Origin of the sequence: Corynebacterium mendelii (genome assembly GCF_017307055.1) — a bacterium.
GTDB classification, from domain to species: domain Bacteria; phylum Actinomycetota; class Actinomycetes; order Mycobacteriales; family Mycobacteriaceae; genus Corynebacterium; species Corynebacterium mendelii.
In genome coordinates this window covers 114,326-130,088 of sequence record NZ_JAFLEQ010000017.1, presented here as the reverse complement: position 1 = coordinate 130,088, position 15,763 = coordinate 114,326, and the positions used below count along the sequence as shown (strand labels likewise).

The window sequence follows — 15,763 nt, the reverse complement described above, 5'->3', positions numbered from 1 at the left end:
GGCGGTGGGTTGTCCAGTCAACCTGGCCTCCTCGGTTGGTAACCCAACAATAAAATTGGGTTTATCTTCGTTTGTCACTAAGCCTGCCACCTGAACGCAATAAAAACAATAGAAAACCAAATAAAGCCAAGCTGTGGCATTGTGCGTTGGACTCTCCGTGGGCACTTCTTCACAGTTCAGCGGCGAAAAAGCTGGCCTATCACGGTGCGTTGTAGTGAAGTGTCAGGGTCGCGTAACCGGATGATTCGCAACTACATTGGGGCGTATGAATGCACAGGTAACTGACCATGCGCACGGACCGTGCAACCCGCACCAGCCTGCGGCGGTTTTGTTCGATATGGACGGAACCCTCATTGATTCGGAGTCTCTCTGGCTTGATGCAGAAATCGATCTCGCTCGGGAGTACGGGGTTGATTGGACGGAAGAGGACACCGCTCGGGTGTTCGGTATCCCGCTTCTTCAGGCCACCGCGGCCATGATCAGCAAAGGCATGCCAGGGACTCCGAAAGAATTGGCTGATACTCTCGTCGACCGGGTTGGCGCATCACTGGAACACCACTGTCCTTGGCTGCCGGGAGCTAAAAAGCTTCTGGCCGAGTTGGAGGGCGCTGATGTCCCGTGTGCCTTGGTCTCATCTTCGTTTCGGCCGTTGGTCGACATTACGATCAGTGCGGCAACCAGTCCTTTTGCAGCATCAGTCGCAGGTGATGAGACCGACCGGTGTAAACCAGCACCAGATCCCTATTTGGCTGCAGCCGAGAAAGTCGGGGCGGATATCCGGCGCTGTGTGGTTGTCGAAGATTCGTCGGGCGGTATGACAGCAGGTCTGGAGTCTGGCGCAGCCGTGCTATTGGTCGGGGGACGATCAGGCGAGCTTGAGAAACAGGCACGTGCCAGATATCCGCAAGCTAGGGTGTGTTCGGTTGATGGCCTGGACAATGTCACATCGGAAATGCTGTCTGCACTGGTCGTATCCGGGTCCGAGCGCACACCGTAGTTGGGTTGCGGGAGGCTGCGGAAGTCGACAGGTCCGGGGTCTAGACCAGAACAATCTCTGGACCTGCGGCACGAATCATTTCACACTGCTTGGCGGTGGTGCCGGAATCGGTGATGACTATGTCGATGTCACGAAGCTCGGCGTGGCGGATGCCGCGCACAAGACCGAACTTAGAGTGGTCGGTCAACAGAATGCGCGTCTCCGCGGTAGCGAGCATTCGGCGTTTGACTGCTGCTTCCTCAGGATTGGGTGTTGTTAGTCCCCGGGCGGCGGACAGGCCATTCGTACCGAGGAACACAACGTCAACATTAATTTCGTCGAGCATCCTGCAAATGCGTTCCCCGACGGCGGCAACAGTTGTGCGGCGTAGTGTTCCCCCCAGCAAATCCACTTCCACCCCCGGCACCTTGAGCAGGCTGAAAGCAACCGGCACAGAGTTCGAATAGAACCGCAAGTGTGTGTCAGGACCGATTGCATCCGCTAGCGCCTGGGTGGTTGTTCCTGCATCGAGCAGGACACTTCCGGAACTCGGCAAATAGTCCAGTGCTGCCTTGGCTATTCGGGTTTTCTCCTCCGACATCGCGGTTCTGGAGCTGAGGTCTGGCTCAAAATTGAGTTTTTCTACTGGAACCGCACCACCATGGATGCGCCTTAACCTCCCCTGTGACTCAAGGGCGGTCAAATCCTTGCGGACTGTTTCTGTTGTCACCCCAAGGCGGTCAGCAGCGAGTGCTACTTCGATGCGCCCTTCTGCTGCAAGTGTTCGTAGAAGCTCTGCTCGACGTTCAGTCGGATATTTGGCCTGTGTCATGTCAACCGCTGTCAGTGGTGTGGGGTGGATTGGTGCGCGTGTGGCCAGTACCGGAATTCACCTGCCTGATGACGGTCGCCTGCAAGGCCGATCAGAAATACTGTGGTTGCTACTCCGGCTAGAAAGCCCCGATGCGGCAGTCCCGTCGCTGCCCTTCCAGATTACTCTGTCAGATCGGACAGTACCTTTCCACTGTTTTTCCGTAGACGAAACCAGCAATTGGTGGACACACGGCCGCGTAGCCACTGAACAGGCAGCGGGGAGACTAGCATTGGCCCGATGAACTGTGGCTAAATGCGAACAGCCACGTCTATCAATTAGATCGAACGCGACAAACGGAAACGAAAGCTATGCCTGGCTATCAAGCGGGAAAACTATCACTGCACACAAAAGGTGACTCCTTGGCACAGACGACTCGTGCGCTGAGGAAAACCGGGCGTCCTGTGGTGCTTGTTCCGGTGCAATTGCCTCTCCATGAAGCTCATATCGAATTGATTTGCGCTGCACGGAGCCTGCCGAGGGCGGTGGTCGTAGCGGCAGTGATTGATGAACAAACTCTTATGGGGAATGGCGCCGACAAAATGACGGTTGCCGTCATCGCTGACCAGGATCGCGCCCGATTGGAGCAAGCAGGGTGTGAGCTAGTCTACGTTCCCTCGATGGATGAACTTTTCCCCTCGGGATTTCGCACTACTGTGACTGCTGGTGAATTGGGGGCGTGTCTGGAAGGTGCCGTGCAACCGGGATACTTCGATAAATATCTCACCGCTGTCGCCAAGCTCATCAACCAGTCACATTGTTCCGACGTTGTCATCGGTGAGAAAAAATACCAACATTTGTTACTCGTTCAACAGATGGTTACTGACCTATCGTGGGAAATAACTGTGCATTCCGTTCCGGTTATTCGAAGGCGTGATGGGGTGGCCGTTTCGCGGGCGGAAAAGCAGCTGTCTCCCGAACAACGTGAAACCGCTATTGCGCTTTCCGCCGCACTGACTGCCGGTGCCCATGCCGGGCCGCAGGGACCGGAGAAGGTGAAAGAAACCGCGCAGATGGTCCTTGAATCGGTACCCGGCATCGACATCGACTACCTGGAGATCACCGACTGCTGGCTCAACCCGATCACCGCAGTCACCGGTGATCACACCGAGGCGCGGCTGATTGCGGCGGTGAGAATAGGGGATACCCGGCTGGTCGACAATGTGGGCGTGATCTGTGAGGACCTGACGGCCCGGCAGGAAAAAGAGATCGTCCAGGCGGCCTTGAATGCTGCAGGGTTGGACAGTGAGTTGTCCGAGCAGGAATACCGGGAACTGAAAAGCCTCAAACGTAAAGTCGACGAAATCCGCTCCGCCCGACACCACCGTGACAGCGACACAGACAACAGGTGAGCTGTCTTAGAAAAAAATGAGAAACCCTGGTTTCTCGCGTAAAAACAAGTCACATTCGCCCCACTAGTCACACAAGCATTCACGAGCAACGCTTATTGTCAATAGTTTTCGCGTCCTGCTGCCGTCTTAACCTATATGTGACCATGGGAAATTGTGCTTTGATCTGTGTTTACATGTCTTGACGTGCAACTTTTAGACATGTGTCAATTTTGGGGTCTCAGTTGGGTAACCTGAAACCACCCCCCAATGGGGGAGGGTAAAAAATTTTTTTCCGGCCCCGTCGGGATAGTTGTGCAGATATCGGAATGGCAGTCCGGGGTGTTACTGGGGAGGTTGAAAAGGCCACCCAACTTAAGCTTGAAAATGGTGCCGGAGCGGCCCTGATCGATCGTTAAGTTGTGAAAATCCCAGTTGAGATGCTTTTTAATTGGCTGTGACCGTGCGGGTGATATCTATCACAAAACCTATCTTCCGGGCGGGGTTCTCAGTTGCGGCCGCCGTTGTTCAGGCTTGACGGGGGCGATGCTCAGAATTATGTTGGTCCCTGACGTCCTGAGGGGCGTCAGCAACTGGAAACCTTCACCAGCTCCAGAGCTGGTACCTCTCAAGGAGAACTCATATGGATCTCGATGTCATCAAAGAGCAGCTCGGCAACTTCAAGGATTTTGTCGAAAGCATGTCCGGTCTGCTGAAGACCCTCCCCGCCTCCCTGCAGAACCTTGCCGGCCTCTTCGAGGGCGACATCAAGCCTTTCGGCGACACCGCTGATTACGAGGCGTCCAAGAAGGTATTCGACGAGAATTACGCTGCGGCTGTCGCTAAGAAGGCCAAGTAGTCGAACACGACTCGCGGGTTGATTTTTGAATCAGCCCACCAATGATCACCACACATCTTTCCAGCGGCTTGATCATAAGAGCCGTGATCCTCTAGGAGAAATCACATGTACGATTTTGTTGTTACCGTCACCAGCTTCTCTGTCGACGGCCCGCTGCCGAACATCTTCGACTTCCTGGCACCGTTCGCCAGCCTGGCCGGCAACGTCCAGAAACTGATCGGTCTGCTGCCCGCTATGTAGTGCGGCTTTTTTCGACCCTGTGATCTAGGGTCAAGACTGCAACCCCGACCTTTTGGTCGGGGTTAATGTCATTTCGGGGAAGGGGAAGAAAATTGAATGCGAAACGTTTTGAATTCGGCGCGAACACGGCAATTGCGGACTAATCTTGAGTTATGGCTGACACACACGACGACGAGCTTCCGGTCATCAACCTCGCCGCCACTGAAGGGTATGTGGTCGACGATTCCGATGACGATGACCCGGTTCTGATCAAACCGAACGGTGAACCTGTTCAGACGTGGCGGGAAAATTACCCCTACGACGAACGGATGACCCGCAAGGAATACGAGCACATCAAACGTGCCCTCCAGATCGAATTGCTGAAGTGGCAGAACTGGACCAAAGACACCGGCCAACGGCACATCATCTTGTTCGAGGGGCGCGACGCCGCCGGTAAGGGCGGTACGATCAAGCGTTTCAACGAGCACCTCAATCCCCGTGGCGCCAGGACTGTGGCACTGGAAAAGCCCTCCCCGCGGGAGTCGACGTCCTGGTACTTCCAGCGCTACATCCAGCATTTTCCGGCAGCCGGCGAGATCGTGTTTTTCGACCGGTCCTGGTACAACCGCTCCGGTGTGGAACGGGTGATGGGTTTTTGCACCGAATCACAGCACGCCGAATTCCTGCGTGAAGTGCCGATGCTGGAGAACATGATCATGGGGTCGGGTATCTCGTTGACCAAGTTCTGGTTCTCGGTCACCCAGAAAGAGCAGCGCACCAGGTTCGCCATCCGCCAGGTCGATCCGGTCCGCCAATGGAAGCTGTCGCCGATGGACCTGGCTTCCCTGGACAAGTGGGACGACTACACCCGCGCCAAGGAAGAACAGTTCCGCTACACCGACACCGACGAATCCCCCTGGATCACCATCAAATCCAACGACAAAAAACGCGCCCGCATCAATGCCATGCGGTTTGTGCTCTCCAAGTTCGAATACACCGGCAAAGACCACTCGATTGTCGGTGAACCCGATCCGAAGATCGTGCTCCGCGGCCGGGATCAGATCGGCGACTAAGATATCGGCCCCGCCCTGTGACCTTGGGTTGCGCCCGCCCGCCGTTCCCGGGCGGGCGCATACGACGGTGGGGCGGCTAGCGGGAAAAACACAACGAAACCCCGTGTTATCCCCGCCATCCGGACGGTGCGGTGTCAGCCGCATGTACCGCCCGGGTGGCGGGGATTGTGTGTCTTCGGCAGGATGTGGACGCATCGCTGTCTCGGGGGTAATGGCAGCCGGGTGCTGTGGGCGCTACATGTCGTGGCGCGCCCGCATCTGTCCCTATATAAGGTTGGTTCAGGGTAGTCTTGATGAGAGGTCGGACACAGTCGCGGTGTTGCAACCAGCGGTTTTGAAAATTATGACGCGATGTAGTTTTCTGTCAAACAGTCCGTGAGTATGATTGATTCACGGGCGAGAGATTATCTTGAGCAGGCTATATCCGCTGGTAGACGCCTTTTATGAACGACTGCAAAAAATACGGTCGTCGCCGGCGGATCGCCGTGAAGTCGCCGCAGGATTGCGGTGGCGGCCATGGCCGAGCCTGCTGACATTTTTTAAGGAAGCACAGCTATGACTATTGACGACGGGCAGGGCTACGTACCCCCGGTTTCCGGCAGCCCGGAGAATCCGGCCATGCGCATGGTTCCGGTCCCTTTGTCCACCGGCCCCGACAGCGGGGAGGAACACACCCAGCCGCCGGGCCGCCGGCGGATTCTTGACGCCGCCAGGGAACTGTTCCCGCGGCGCGGCTACGCCGGCACCACGTTGCGGGCGATTGCGGCGAAAGCGGAAGTGGATGTGGCGTTGATCTCCCACCACTTCGGCGGCAAAAAGGGCCTCTACGAGGAAGCCACCGCGTTGATGATCAACCCGCAGGAGGTGGCCGACCAGTTGTCCGGTGTGCCGCTCGACCAGCTTGGCACCACTATTGTGCGGGTGCTGGCGGCCAACTGGGAACGCACCGAAGGCTATGCCATGGTGGCCCGCTTCAAAACCCTGCTCATCGAGGACCCGGACGGGCTGCGCACCGCGGTCTACCAGTTGATCTGGGACGGGGTGGATGAGCGTCTGCGGGCTGAAGGCATCGACCAGGTGGATCTGCGGGTCGCCATTGCCGCCGGCCATTTGATGGGGCTGGGTATTGCCCGCACAGTGCTGGGGTATCCGGGGATTTCCCGCATGAGCGTCGGGGAAATCACCGCCATCTACGGGCCTGTCGTCCAGCAGGCTTTGACCGGGCCGTTGACCACGGACCGGTAACAGCGGCCACCCCACCCGGGCCAGGCCATCCCACCCCGGGTTGCGGGCCATATCACCGGCGCGCCCACCGCCCGGGGCTGTGGTCTGTGCGGGGTGTGTGCCGGTGGGGGAGCAGGTTGTCCGGGCGGCTATTTCTGCGGTTCGATCGGGTTGCCGCGCCAGCGGGTGCGGTCGGGGACATGGTCGCCGCGCATGACCAGTGATGCCGGGTGGATGACGGTGTCTGTGCCCAGGGTGGAGGCGGGAAGCATGACCGACTGGCTTGCCAGGGTGGCGCCGTCACCGATGGTGACCCGGTCAAGAGTCATCACCCGGTCCTGGAACAGGTGGGTTTGCACCACGCAGCCCGGGCCCACACTGGCGCCGTCACCGATGGTGACCAGGTCGGCTTCCGGCAGCCAGTAGGAGTCGATCCAGGCGCCCCGGCCGATGGTGGCCCCCAGGACGCGCAGAAACATGTTCAATGATCCGGTCCCCAGGTTGGGCACGGAAAACCACGGGGCGGCCACAGTTTCGACGAAGGTGTCCTGCAGCTCGTTGCGCCACACAAACGACGACCACAGCGGGTGGTCACCGGCGCTGATCCGGCCGACACACACCCATTTGACCGTCACGGTGATCACCGCCGCGGCAAGACCGGCCAGCATCAGCACCGGCCCGCCCGCCAGCCAGGCCAGCACAAGGCCCTGCAGCGGTGACGCGGCGTGGTGGACAATGGCCTGCAGGACGGCCACCACGGCTGCCGCCAGGGTGAAAGAGGTCACCGGGGCGAAAAGCCGGAGGGTTTCGACGGCTCCGCGCCTGGCTTTCAACCCGGCTGTCGGGGAGTAGGTCTGTGACTGGTCGTCACAGCAGGCGGCGGTGCGGCGCAGCCGCTCCGGCGGGGAACCCCACCAGTTGGAGCCGGATTTCGTTTTTTTCGGCACCGCCGACAGCACGGCCACCAGCGAATTTTTCGACAGTTTCCTCCCCGGCCCGGCCAGCCCGGAATTTCCCAGGAAGCTTCGTTTGCCGATGCGGGCACGGTCGGTGGTCAGCCAGCCGCCGCCCAGCTCGTAGCCGCCGATGGTGGTGTCGTCGGCCAAAAAAGCACCGTCTTTGATTTCCGTCAGCTTCGGGATCATGACCGCGGTCGATATTTCGACGTCCGTGCCGATCGTGGCACCCAGTGTTTTGAACCACCAGGGGGTCAGCTGGGCTGCGTAGAGGGCGAATAGGTGGGTGCGGGCGGCATCCAGCAGCCGTTCGGTCATCCACAACGCCACCCCCTGGCGGGAACGCACCGGATGCACGCCCGCGGTAATCCAGCCTGCCGCCAGCCGGATCAGGATTGTCACCTGCAGCATGTAGACGGCGAACGCGGCGGCGGTGCCGCACACCACGGCCGGAATCATGGCGAGAATGATATCTGCTGTGCCGCGGGGTGGGCCGGCGGTGAAAAACCCGCCCAGCCACAGGGCGGTGACCGCCCCGGCGGCCAGGGCCACCACCGGCAGCAGGGAGACCACCAGTCCGGCGGCAGCGTACGCGGCCACCCACTGGGGTGCGCGGGGCGGGGTGGTGTCGGGGAAGCGGTGTTTGGGGCGGCCGACTTTGCGGGCCGGCGAGCCCGCCCAGCGGGAAGAGGCCTTGATTTTTTTGGTGGCTGTCACCGCCGAACCGGATTCCACGTGGGCGTTTTTGCCGACCACCGTATTCGGGTAGAGCACACTGCGGGCGCCGATGCGGGCACCGTCTTTGATGGTGATGGTCCCGACATGGACGGTGTCGCCGTCAATCCAGATGCCGGACAGATCGCAGTCCGGTTCCACTGAGGCGTAGTCGCCCAGCTGCAGCATGCCGGTGACCGGCGGCAGGGAATGCAGGGTGGCGCCGGTGCCGATCCGCGCCCCCAAGGCCCGGGCATAGGTTTGCACCCAGGCGGCCCCGGCGATGCCCTGGGCGCCGACCGCATCGGTGATCCGCTGCGCCGCCCACAGCCGTAGATGCACCGCACCGCCGCGCGGGTAGTCCCCGGCGGTGATCCCGGCGGTGATCAGCCGGGCGCACAGCGCCCCGACAGGCAGGCGGCCCAGTGGGGTGGCGAAGACAACAAACATCACGGCCACCACCGGCCAGGGGATATCCACCGCCCAGTCGAGACCGAAAAAGTGGCCTATCGTATTGCCCACCGCCAGCCAGGCGATCCAGGTGGCGGCCTGGATGATCATCACCGGTATCTGGATCACGGCCTGGGCAAGCCGTGTGCCCGCCGGTACCGGGGCCACCTGTGACCGGACCTGCGAGGGGGCCGCGGCGGATCCGGAGGCCAACTGCGCGGCAAGATCGATGCCGTTGGCCTCCGCGATGTCGGTGATCCTGTCGGCCAGGGCCCCCAGCCGCGGGTGGTCGTAGAGATCCCGCACACTGACGGTGGGCACGGTGCCGCGGATACGGGCCACCAGCCCGGCCGCGGCAAGGGAAGTGCCGCCCAAAGAGAAAAAATCGGCGTGGTCGCTATCGACACTGACCGCCAGGGTCTCCACCCACAGTTCCGCCAGCCAGGCGGCCACCGGACCCAGCCCCGTGGCGGTGACATCGGCGCCGGGCAGCGGCCAGGGGAGGGATTTTTTGTCCACTTTCCCCGATGAGGTGACCGGCAGATCCTCCATGACATGGATACGCGGGACCAGCGCCCGGGGCATGGTGGCCGCAAGACGTTCGGTGGCGGCAGTGTGGTCGAAGCCTTGTGCGGTATCCACGAGACTGAGATAGGCGACCAGGACTTTATCCGCCGCGGCGGTGGTGCGCACCACCACGGCCGCTGATTTGACGTTGTCCAGCGCCCCCACATTGGCGTTGATTTCCCCCAGTTCAATGCGGCGTCCCCCGATTTTGACCTGGTCGTCGATCCGGCCGACGAAATACAGGCCGTCTTCTTCCAGCCGCACATGGTCACCGGAGCGGTAGGCGCGCCGCCAGCCCAGCTGCGGGGCGGGGGCGAATTTTTCGGCGTCTTTGTCCGCATCCAGGTAGCGGGCAAGACCCACCCCGCCGATGACCAGTTCACCGGTCTGCCCGATACCGACCGGCATACCGTCGCCATCGACGACCACCGTATCCCAGCCATCCAGCGGAACACCGATGGAGACCTCCCGTCCGGGTTCCAGCGGCGCCAGGGTGGAGACAACAGTGGCTTCCGTCGGCCCGTAGGTGTTCCACACCTCCCGGTCGTCGGTGGCCAGCCGTTCGACCAGTTCCGCCGGGCATGCCTCCCCGCCGAAAATCAGCAGCCGCACACTGTCGAGCGCTTCCGCCGGCCACATGCCCGCCAGGGTCGGCACCGTGGAGACCACCGTCACCGACTGCCTGATCAGCCACGGGCCCAGATCCATTCCGGAGCGCACCAGCCGCCGGGGGGCGGGCACCAGACAGGCCCCGTGGCCAAACGCCAGCCATATCTCCTCGCAGGAAGCATCGAAACCCACCGACAGCCCGGCCAGCACCCGGTCTTCCGGGCCGAGTGGCCCGCCGGGGGAGGAAACGAGAAAATGCCTGGCTTCGGCATCGACGAACGCCGCCGCCGAGCGGTGGGTCACCGCCACCCCCTTGGGCAGGCCGGTGGAGCCGGAGGTGAAAATAATCCACGCATCATCATCCGGGCCGGGCGGCCCGCACCGGCGGTCATCATTGACCGGGTGTGCCCGGCCACCGTCGCCGTGCAGGCGGCTGCGGACGGTATCGGTGACAGTGATCCCGTCGTCGGTGATCACCGCCGCCACATCCGCCTGGCTGAAGACCAGCTCGACGCGCTCATCCGGGTCGTCGGCATCCACCGGCACATAGGCGCACCCGGCGTGCAGCACCGTCACAATCGCGATGTAGAGATCATTGCGGCCCGATGTCAGCCGCACCCCGACCCGGTCGCCGCGCCGCAGCCCCGCCTCGGCCAGCCGGTCGACACCGACGGCAATAATGCGGTCCAGTTCCCGGTAGGTGACCACCCGCCCGTCATCAAGCGCCGCCGCATCCGGGTGCCGTGCCACCGATTCGGCGAACACATCCACCAGGGTGCGCGGGGCGGGCGCCTGATCGGACAGCAGAAACTGCGGCGGCACCCCGGCCGGTGGGCCGGGTACCTGGGCGGGGGTGGATTCGGTCACGGTCACTCACTCGCAAAAGGTGAAAAGACAGCAGGGGCAATGAAAGCTGGGGGAAACCGGCACCCGCGATCGGCGCCCCGGCGGGGGCCGGGGGTGCGCCCCGCGGCAGGCGCGGTGCCGGAACAAAAGTATATCCAGCAGCCATGCCCCGGGATGCCGCCCCCAGCAGCGAAAACAAGGTCGTAGTCGAATCGACACCGTCGCTTTACCGCCGTACAACCCCACCGTTTCCCGGTGTTCATGTTGTGCCCGCCCCGGGTGGCGCGGGCCGCCGCCGCCCGGAGCGGATGCGGGCGGGGGAAAACAAGCGTGCGGGAGAAAAACACCACCGCCGGTCTCCTGCCCGACCGGGCAGCCGGCGGCGGGAGGGCGCCACCCTCCGGGCATGCTGCAGGGGGCAGACACCGGCCGGCCTAATGCGGCGGGCGGGAGTGCCGCGGGAATCAGCCGGCTATCGCCCGGGGTGCGCGCCTAGTCCTCTTCGGCGGCGATAATGGCTTTGGCCAGTTTGCGCAGGTGCTTGAGCTGCTTGGAGGTTGATTCATCCAGCGCCCGGTCCTCGGCGGCGCTGACCAGAGAGGCAAGTTCCTTTTGCGCCTGGCGGCCTTTTTTGGTGGCGGTGACAATCTGGCGGCGGCGGTCTTTTTTGTCCCGCTGCCGTTTGACCCATTTGCGGTCTTCCAGGCAGTCAAGAAGCCGCACCATATCAGAGGCGTCGATGGCCAGCAGATCGCACAACGCCGACTGGGATCCGGTGGCTTCGGCCACCAGACAGGTCAGCACCCAAAATTCCCGCAGCGTGGTGTCCCGGCCATCCAATGTGGCCTCCACTTCGTCGCGGGTCCGCCGCCGCAGCCTTTCCAGCTGGAATGACGGTGACTGCAACAGCTCTGTGGGGATTCCCTCATTCGTCGGCATACCCACCGATCATAGTGGCTGCCGGTGGTCGGCACGGCGGGTTTGTCCCACAAGTCCGGGCGGGCGGCGCCTGCGCCCGCAGGTGGACAGTCAGCTCATCGGCAGCCCGGCGGCCGCCCAGGCGCTGGTGCCGCCGTCAACATTTGTCGCCTCAACCCCCACCGACTGTTCCAGCCACTGGCAGGCCCGGGCCGACCGGCCGCCCGACTGGCAGATGATGTAGACGGTCTCATCCTGGTTGAATTCCCGCCAGCGGGCGGGAACATCGCCCAGTGGCACATTGACTGCCCCGGCGGCATGCCCGGCGGCGAATTCCTCCGGCTCACGGACATCGATGAGCTGGGCGTCGGCGGGAACCTGTGCGGGAGTGATCTGCTGCATGGTGAAAAGTCTTTCCTTATGTACAAAAACTTAGGGGTTTTTTGCCGGGGTATCCCACCGCCTGTGGGGTGGCGCGGGAGCAACACACCCGGTGGTGCACATCCTAGGCCGCGGGACGCGGCCGTCACCGCCGGGGATACGCCCGGCGGGGGGCGGGATCAGGCCCCCGCCCGGCCGGTGCCGTTGCCACCGCTGTCGCCGTTGTCGCCGTTGTCGTCGTCCCCGTCGTCCCGGACGCGGCCGGTATCCCGGCCTCGACCGGTGCCACCGGCGGTACCGGGGCCGCCGGTCGTGCCCGCCACGGGGGTGCTCGACTCGGTGGCGGCGGATGCGCTGTCACGCGGGTGGTCCGGTGCTGTCCCGGCTGCCTGGTCCGCCGGTTCCTCCGGCTGGTCGGCGGTGTCGTCCGGGAGTGCGGGACGGGGGGAGGCAGGATCGGGTGATGCGGCGGCAGGTGGGGTCCTGCTGCCGTTGACCGGCTGGTGGGGGCCGATCTTTTTGAAATGGTCGAGCCAGCGGGCGAGACTGGAATCCCGGCGCGGGTGGCGGTGGTGCGGCCCGTCGGTGCCGGTGTCTTTTCCGGGGGGTGCCCCCTCTGCGGCGGGCCGGTCTGCGGGGGCCTGCTGTGTGCCCGGGCCGTCCCCCGCCGGGGTGGGGGCTGCCGCGGCCGGGGCTGTGCCGGTGGCTGCTTCGACCTCGGCGCGCAGGGATGTGATTTCCCGGCGCAGGGCAATGATCTCCAGCATGAGGTTTTGCTGCAGATCATCGGAGGAATTGTGGTCCTCGACCTGCTGCACCAGCCAGGCGGCCACCGTCGCGGTGACGATACCGGCGACGGCAATACCGCCGATCATGAGGAAAATGCCGATACCGCGGCCGAACTGGGTCACCGGGGTGATATCGCCGTAGCCGACGGTGGTCACCGTCACCACCGACCACCACAGGGCGTCACCGAAGGAGGTGATGTGGGAATCGGGCTGGCCGTATTCGGCGTCATACATCGACAACGCGGCGACCAGAATCATCAGCAGTGACGCCGCACCGGTGTAGATGGCCACCGTGATGCGCTGGTTTTTCGCCGAGAACCGCTGCATGAGGAACAAAATCGGCACGATGCGCAAAATCCGCAGCGGCCGAAACCACGGCAGCGCCACAATCAGCAGCTCATGGAGATGGGTGAGAAACCATTTGCCCCGCGGATTGGCCAGGATCAGCCGCACCACATAGTCGATGACGAAAATAATCCAGGTCACCCACATGCCGATTTCGGCGATCTGGGTGCCGAAAGCATCGGTTTTCCCCAGGGCCGCGCCGGTGAACAGGATCAGAAACACCACCGAGACCACCAGCATCGGGCCTTCCACCGATGCTTCCCATTTCCGCTGCGGGGGCGCGTCGTCGGGAACATCCGGGTAGAACAAAACCTCGTACGCGTAGCGTGCCCGGGCGAAAAAACCGGCCAGGGACTGCGGTATCGGCGACCGTGTGCTGCGGGGGTGTGTCGTCGGCATGGTTCCAAGTGTGCCACGGTGGGGGCACCGTGCCCGGCCCGGTCCCCTCACCGCCGCCGGTGGGGGGGAGGGGTGAAAAAACCGCCGCCGGTGCACGGAACCACCGGCGGCGGGAAATACTTCGGGGGCTGCGGGACTATTTGCCGAAGCGTTCGACGGCCTCGGAGAAAATCTTTTCCGCGGCGGCTTTATCGCCCCAGCCGGTGCCGTGGACTTCCTTGCCCGGCTCCAGATCCTTGTAGTGGACGAAGAAGTGCTCGATTTCGTTGCGCACATCCTGCGGCACATCGTCGATGTCCCGGTAGCCGTCGAAACGCACATCGTCGAGCACACAGATCAGCTTGTCATCGCCGCCGGCTTCATCGGTCATGTTGAACACGCCGACCACCCGGGCATCGACCACGCAGCCGGGAAAGACCGGCTCCGGCATGATCACCAGGGCGTCCAGCGGGTCGCCGTCCTCGCCGAGGGTGTTGTCGATGAAACCGTAGTCGGTGGGGTAGGCCATCGGGGTGAACAGGTAGCGGTCCAGTTTCACGCGGCCGGTTTCGTGGTCGACCTCGTACTTGTTGCGGGACCCCTTGGGGATTTCAATGGTGACTTCAAGGCTCATCGCAGTATCTCCCCGCCACCGGCCACAGGCGGCGGGGATGTCCTTTCTTGGTTGTGTCAGGAATAAAACGCACCCGCACCCCGGCGGTGGCACGACAAAATCAACCCGGCGGGCGGATGCGTCAACGGTCGACACCAGTCTAGGCCGACCCCGGCCGGCCGCGGTCGGCAAGGGGCCGCGGCGGGGCGTGACCGGCCGCGGCAGAGTATAAAGTGGTGTCGGCGGCGACCCGCCGCAGTGCGCTGCGCGCCGGGTTGCCTTTCGTGCTTTTTCACCTCTTGTCGTCTTGTTGTCTGTTGTTGTTTGCGAGTTTAAGGAGCGGGTCCGTGGCGAAAGCCGGATTTGTCGCCACTGCCGGTGTGGTGGCGGTGGCTGTTGCCGCCACCGCAGGCTACGCCGGGGTGAAAGCCGCCGCCGTCCCGGAGCTGGTGCATGATCCGGCGGTGGAGGTGGCCACACCGGCCGCCCTGGTGGCCCCGGCCACCGGCCTGCCGGCCGCCGACGATGTGGCCCGTATGACGGCGGAACTCGACCGGCTGGCCACCAGCGACGGTGCCGGGCAGCTCAGCGGGGCGGTGGTGGCCGTTGACTCGGGGCAGATGGTGTGGTCGCACGGCGGCCAGCCGCTGCGCCCGGCCAGTGTGACCAAACTGCTCACCGGGGCGGCCGCTTTGCGGGTGCTCGGCCCCGACCACCGGGTGGACACCACTGTTGTTGCCGGTGACAGGCCGGACACGGTGGTCATGGTCGCCGGCGGGGATGTCATGCTCGATCAGGCGCGCCTGGATGACCTGGCCGCACAGGTCATTGCCGCCCGCGGCCAGGGCACGGTCACCCGGGTGCTGGTGGATACCGGGGTGTGGTCGGACAACGATTTCGCTTCCGGCTGGCATGCCGAGGATGTGCCCGGCGGGTACATCGCCCCCATGCAGCCGGTGATGGTCCACGGCGGCCGGATCGGCGGCGACAGCGGGGATCTTCCCCGCTCAGCCGCCCCGGCCCTGGATGCGGCAGCCGCCCTGGCCACCCGCCTGGGGGCCGGGGACACCGGTTTCGGCGGCAGCCCGGAGCAGGCGGAGGTGCTGGCCCGGGTGCACTCGGCGCCGCTTGTCGAGCGTTTGGGCGCGATCATGCAGCATTCGGACAATGTGATGGCTGAGGCGCTCGGCCGGGAAATCGCGGTGGCCCGCGGTGTGCAACGCCCCGACAGCGCGGCCGCGGCCCGGGCCGTCATTGATGTGCTGGCCGGTATGGGCGTCGACACCACCGGGGTGGTGCTGGCCGATACCTGCGGGCTGTCCGACGACAACCGCATCCCCCCGGCGACACTGACCGGGGTGCTGGTCCAGGCGGTGGAATCCCCGCCACTCACCCCGCTTGTGGGCACCCTGCCGATCAGCAATGCCACCGGAACCCTGGCCGGACGCTACGCCGACACCCCGGCGAAAGGATTCGTGCGGGCCAAAACCGGCACCCTGCTCGAGACCTCCGCTCTGGCGGGAACAGTGACCTCCCGCGGGGGTGTGGTCTATGTGTTCGCCCTTCTGTCCAACGGCACCCCACCATTTGCCGCCCGCCCGGTCCTGGACCGGATGGCCGCCGCCGTGCAGGGCTGAAAAAACACAAG

General features: G+C 63.4%; 13 protein-coding genes. 7 read left to right on the top strand and 6 right to left on the bottom strand.

Features of this window, described 5'->3' with window-relative positions:
* Nucleotides 1–265 precede the first annotated feature (265 nt).
* Entirely contained in the window at nt 266–997 is a 732-nt protein-coding gene (locus tag JZY06_RS10895) for an HAD family hydrolase (RefSeq protein ID WP_207279584.1), read from the top strand.
* Nucleotides 998–1,037: 40 nt separating this feature from the next.
* Here the strand turns inward: JZY06_RS10895 and JZY06_RS10890 are convergent, their stop codons facing one another.
* On the bottom strand, nt 1,038–1,808 hold the full coding sequence (locus JZY06_RS10890; protein WP_207279583.1) for a DeoR/GlpR family DNA-binding transcription regulator: 771 nt from the start codon (nt 1,806–1,808) through the stop codon (nt 1,038–1,040).
* A 401-nt stretch (nt 1,809–2,209) separates the two neighbouring features.
* On the opposite strand from JZY06_RS10890, the gene JZY06_RS10885 reads away from it, so the two are divergent.
* The 5 genes from JZY06_RS10885 to JZY06_RS10870 all read left to right on the top strand — a co-directional run bounded on the left by JZY06_RS10885 (nt 2,210) and on the right by JZY06_RS10870 (nt 6,571).
* Nucleotides 2,210–3,199 carry a pantoate--beta-alanine ligase gene (locus JZY06_RS10885; RefSeq protein ID WP_207279582.1) on the top strand — a complete coding sequence of 330 codons (990 nt, stop codon included), beginning with the start codon at nt 2,210–2,212 and terminating at the stop codon, nt 3,197–3,199.
* A 619-nt stretch (nt 3,200–3,818) separates the two neighbouring features.
* Entirely contained in the window at nt 3,819–4,034 is a 216-nt protein-coding gene (locus tag JZY06_RS10880; RefSeq protein WP_207279581.1) for a PorH family porin, read from the top strand.
* 105 nt (nt 4,035–4,139) lie between these two features.
* Complete coding sequence (locus JZY06_RS12465) at nt 4,140–4,274, top strand: hypothetical protein (RefSeq protein WP_255568552.1); 135 nt, start codon at nt 4,140–4,142, stop codon at nt 4,272–4,274.
* A 152-nt stretch (nt 4,275–4,426) separates the two neighbouring features.
* Complete coding sequence (ppk2, locus tag JZY06_RS10875) at nt 4,427–5,326, top strand: polyphosphate kinase 2 (protein WP_207279580.1); 900 nt, start codon at nt 4,427–4,429, stop codon at nt 5,324–5,326.
* Between the two features lie 555 nt (nt 5,327–5,881).
* Complete coding sequence (locus JZY06_RS10870) at nt 5,882–6,571, top strand: TetR/AcrR family transcriptional regulator (RefSeq protein ID WP_207279579.1); 690 nt, start codon at nt 5,882–5,884, stop codon at nt 6,569–6,571.
* 128 nt (nt 6,572–6,699) lie between these two features.
* Here JZY06_RS10870 and JZY06_RS10865 read toward each other — a convergent pair whose 3' ends face one another.
* From JZY06_RS10865 to JZY06_RS10845, 5 genes are all read right to left on the bottom strand, one after another.
* Nucleotides 6,700–10,713, bottom strand: coding sequence for a Pls/PosA family non-ribosomal peptide synthetase (locus JZY06_RS10865; RefSeq protein ID WP_207279578.1), 4,014 nt, complete (start codon nt 10,711–10,713; stop codon nt 6,700–6,702).
* A 471-nt stretch (nt 10,714–11,184) separates the two neighbouring features.
* A complete protein-coding gene (locus JZY06_RS10860; protein WP_207279577.1) occupies nt 11,185–11,631 on the bottom strand; it encodes a MarR family winged helix-turn-helix transcriptional regulator in 447 nt (148 codons plus the stop codon).
* Nucleotides 11,632–11,721: 90 nt separating this feature from the next.
* Nucleotides 11,722–12,012, bottom strand: coding sequence for a rhodanese-like domain-containing protein (locus tag JZY06_RS10855; RefSeq protein ID WP_207279576.1), 291 nt, complete (start codon nt 12,010–12,012; stop codon nt 11,722–11,724).
* Nucleotides 12,013–12,170: 158 nt separating this feature from the next.
* Entirely contained in the window at nt 12,171–13,523 is a 1,353-nt protein-coding gene (locus tag JZY06_RS10850; RefSeq protein WP_207279575.1) for a potassium channel family protein, read from the bottom strand.
* 136 nt (nt 13,524–13,659) lie between these two features.
* Complete coding sequence (locus JZY06_RS10845) at nt 13,660–14,136, bottom strand: inorganic diphosphatase (RefSeq protein ID WP_207279574.1); 477 nt, start codon at nt 14,134–14,136, stop codon at nt 13,660–13,662.
* A 326-nt stretch (nt 14,137–14,462) separates the two neighbouring features.
* Between JZY06_RS10845 and dacB the strand changes: the two genes are divergently transcribed.
* On the top strand, nt 14,463–15,752 hold the full coding sequence (dacB, locus tag JZY06_RS10840; RefSeq protein ID WP_207279573.1) for a D-alanyl-D-alanine carboxypeptidase/D-alanyl-D-alanine endopeptidase: 1,290 nt from the start codon (nt 14,463–14,465) through the stop codon (nt 15,750–15,752).
* Nucleotides 15,753–15,763 lie beyond the last annotated feature (11 nt).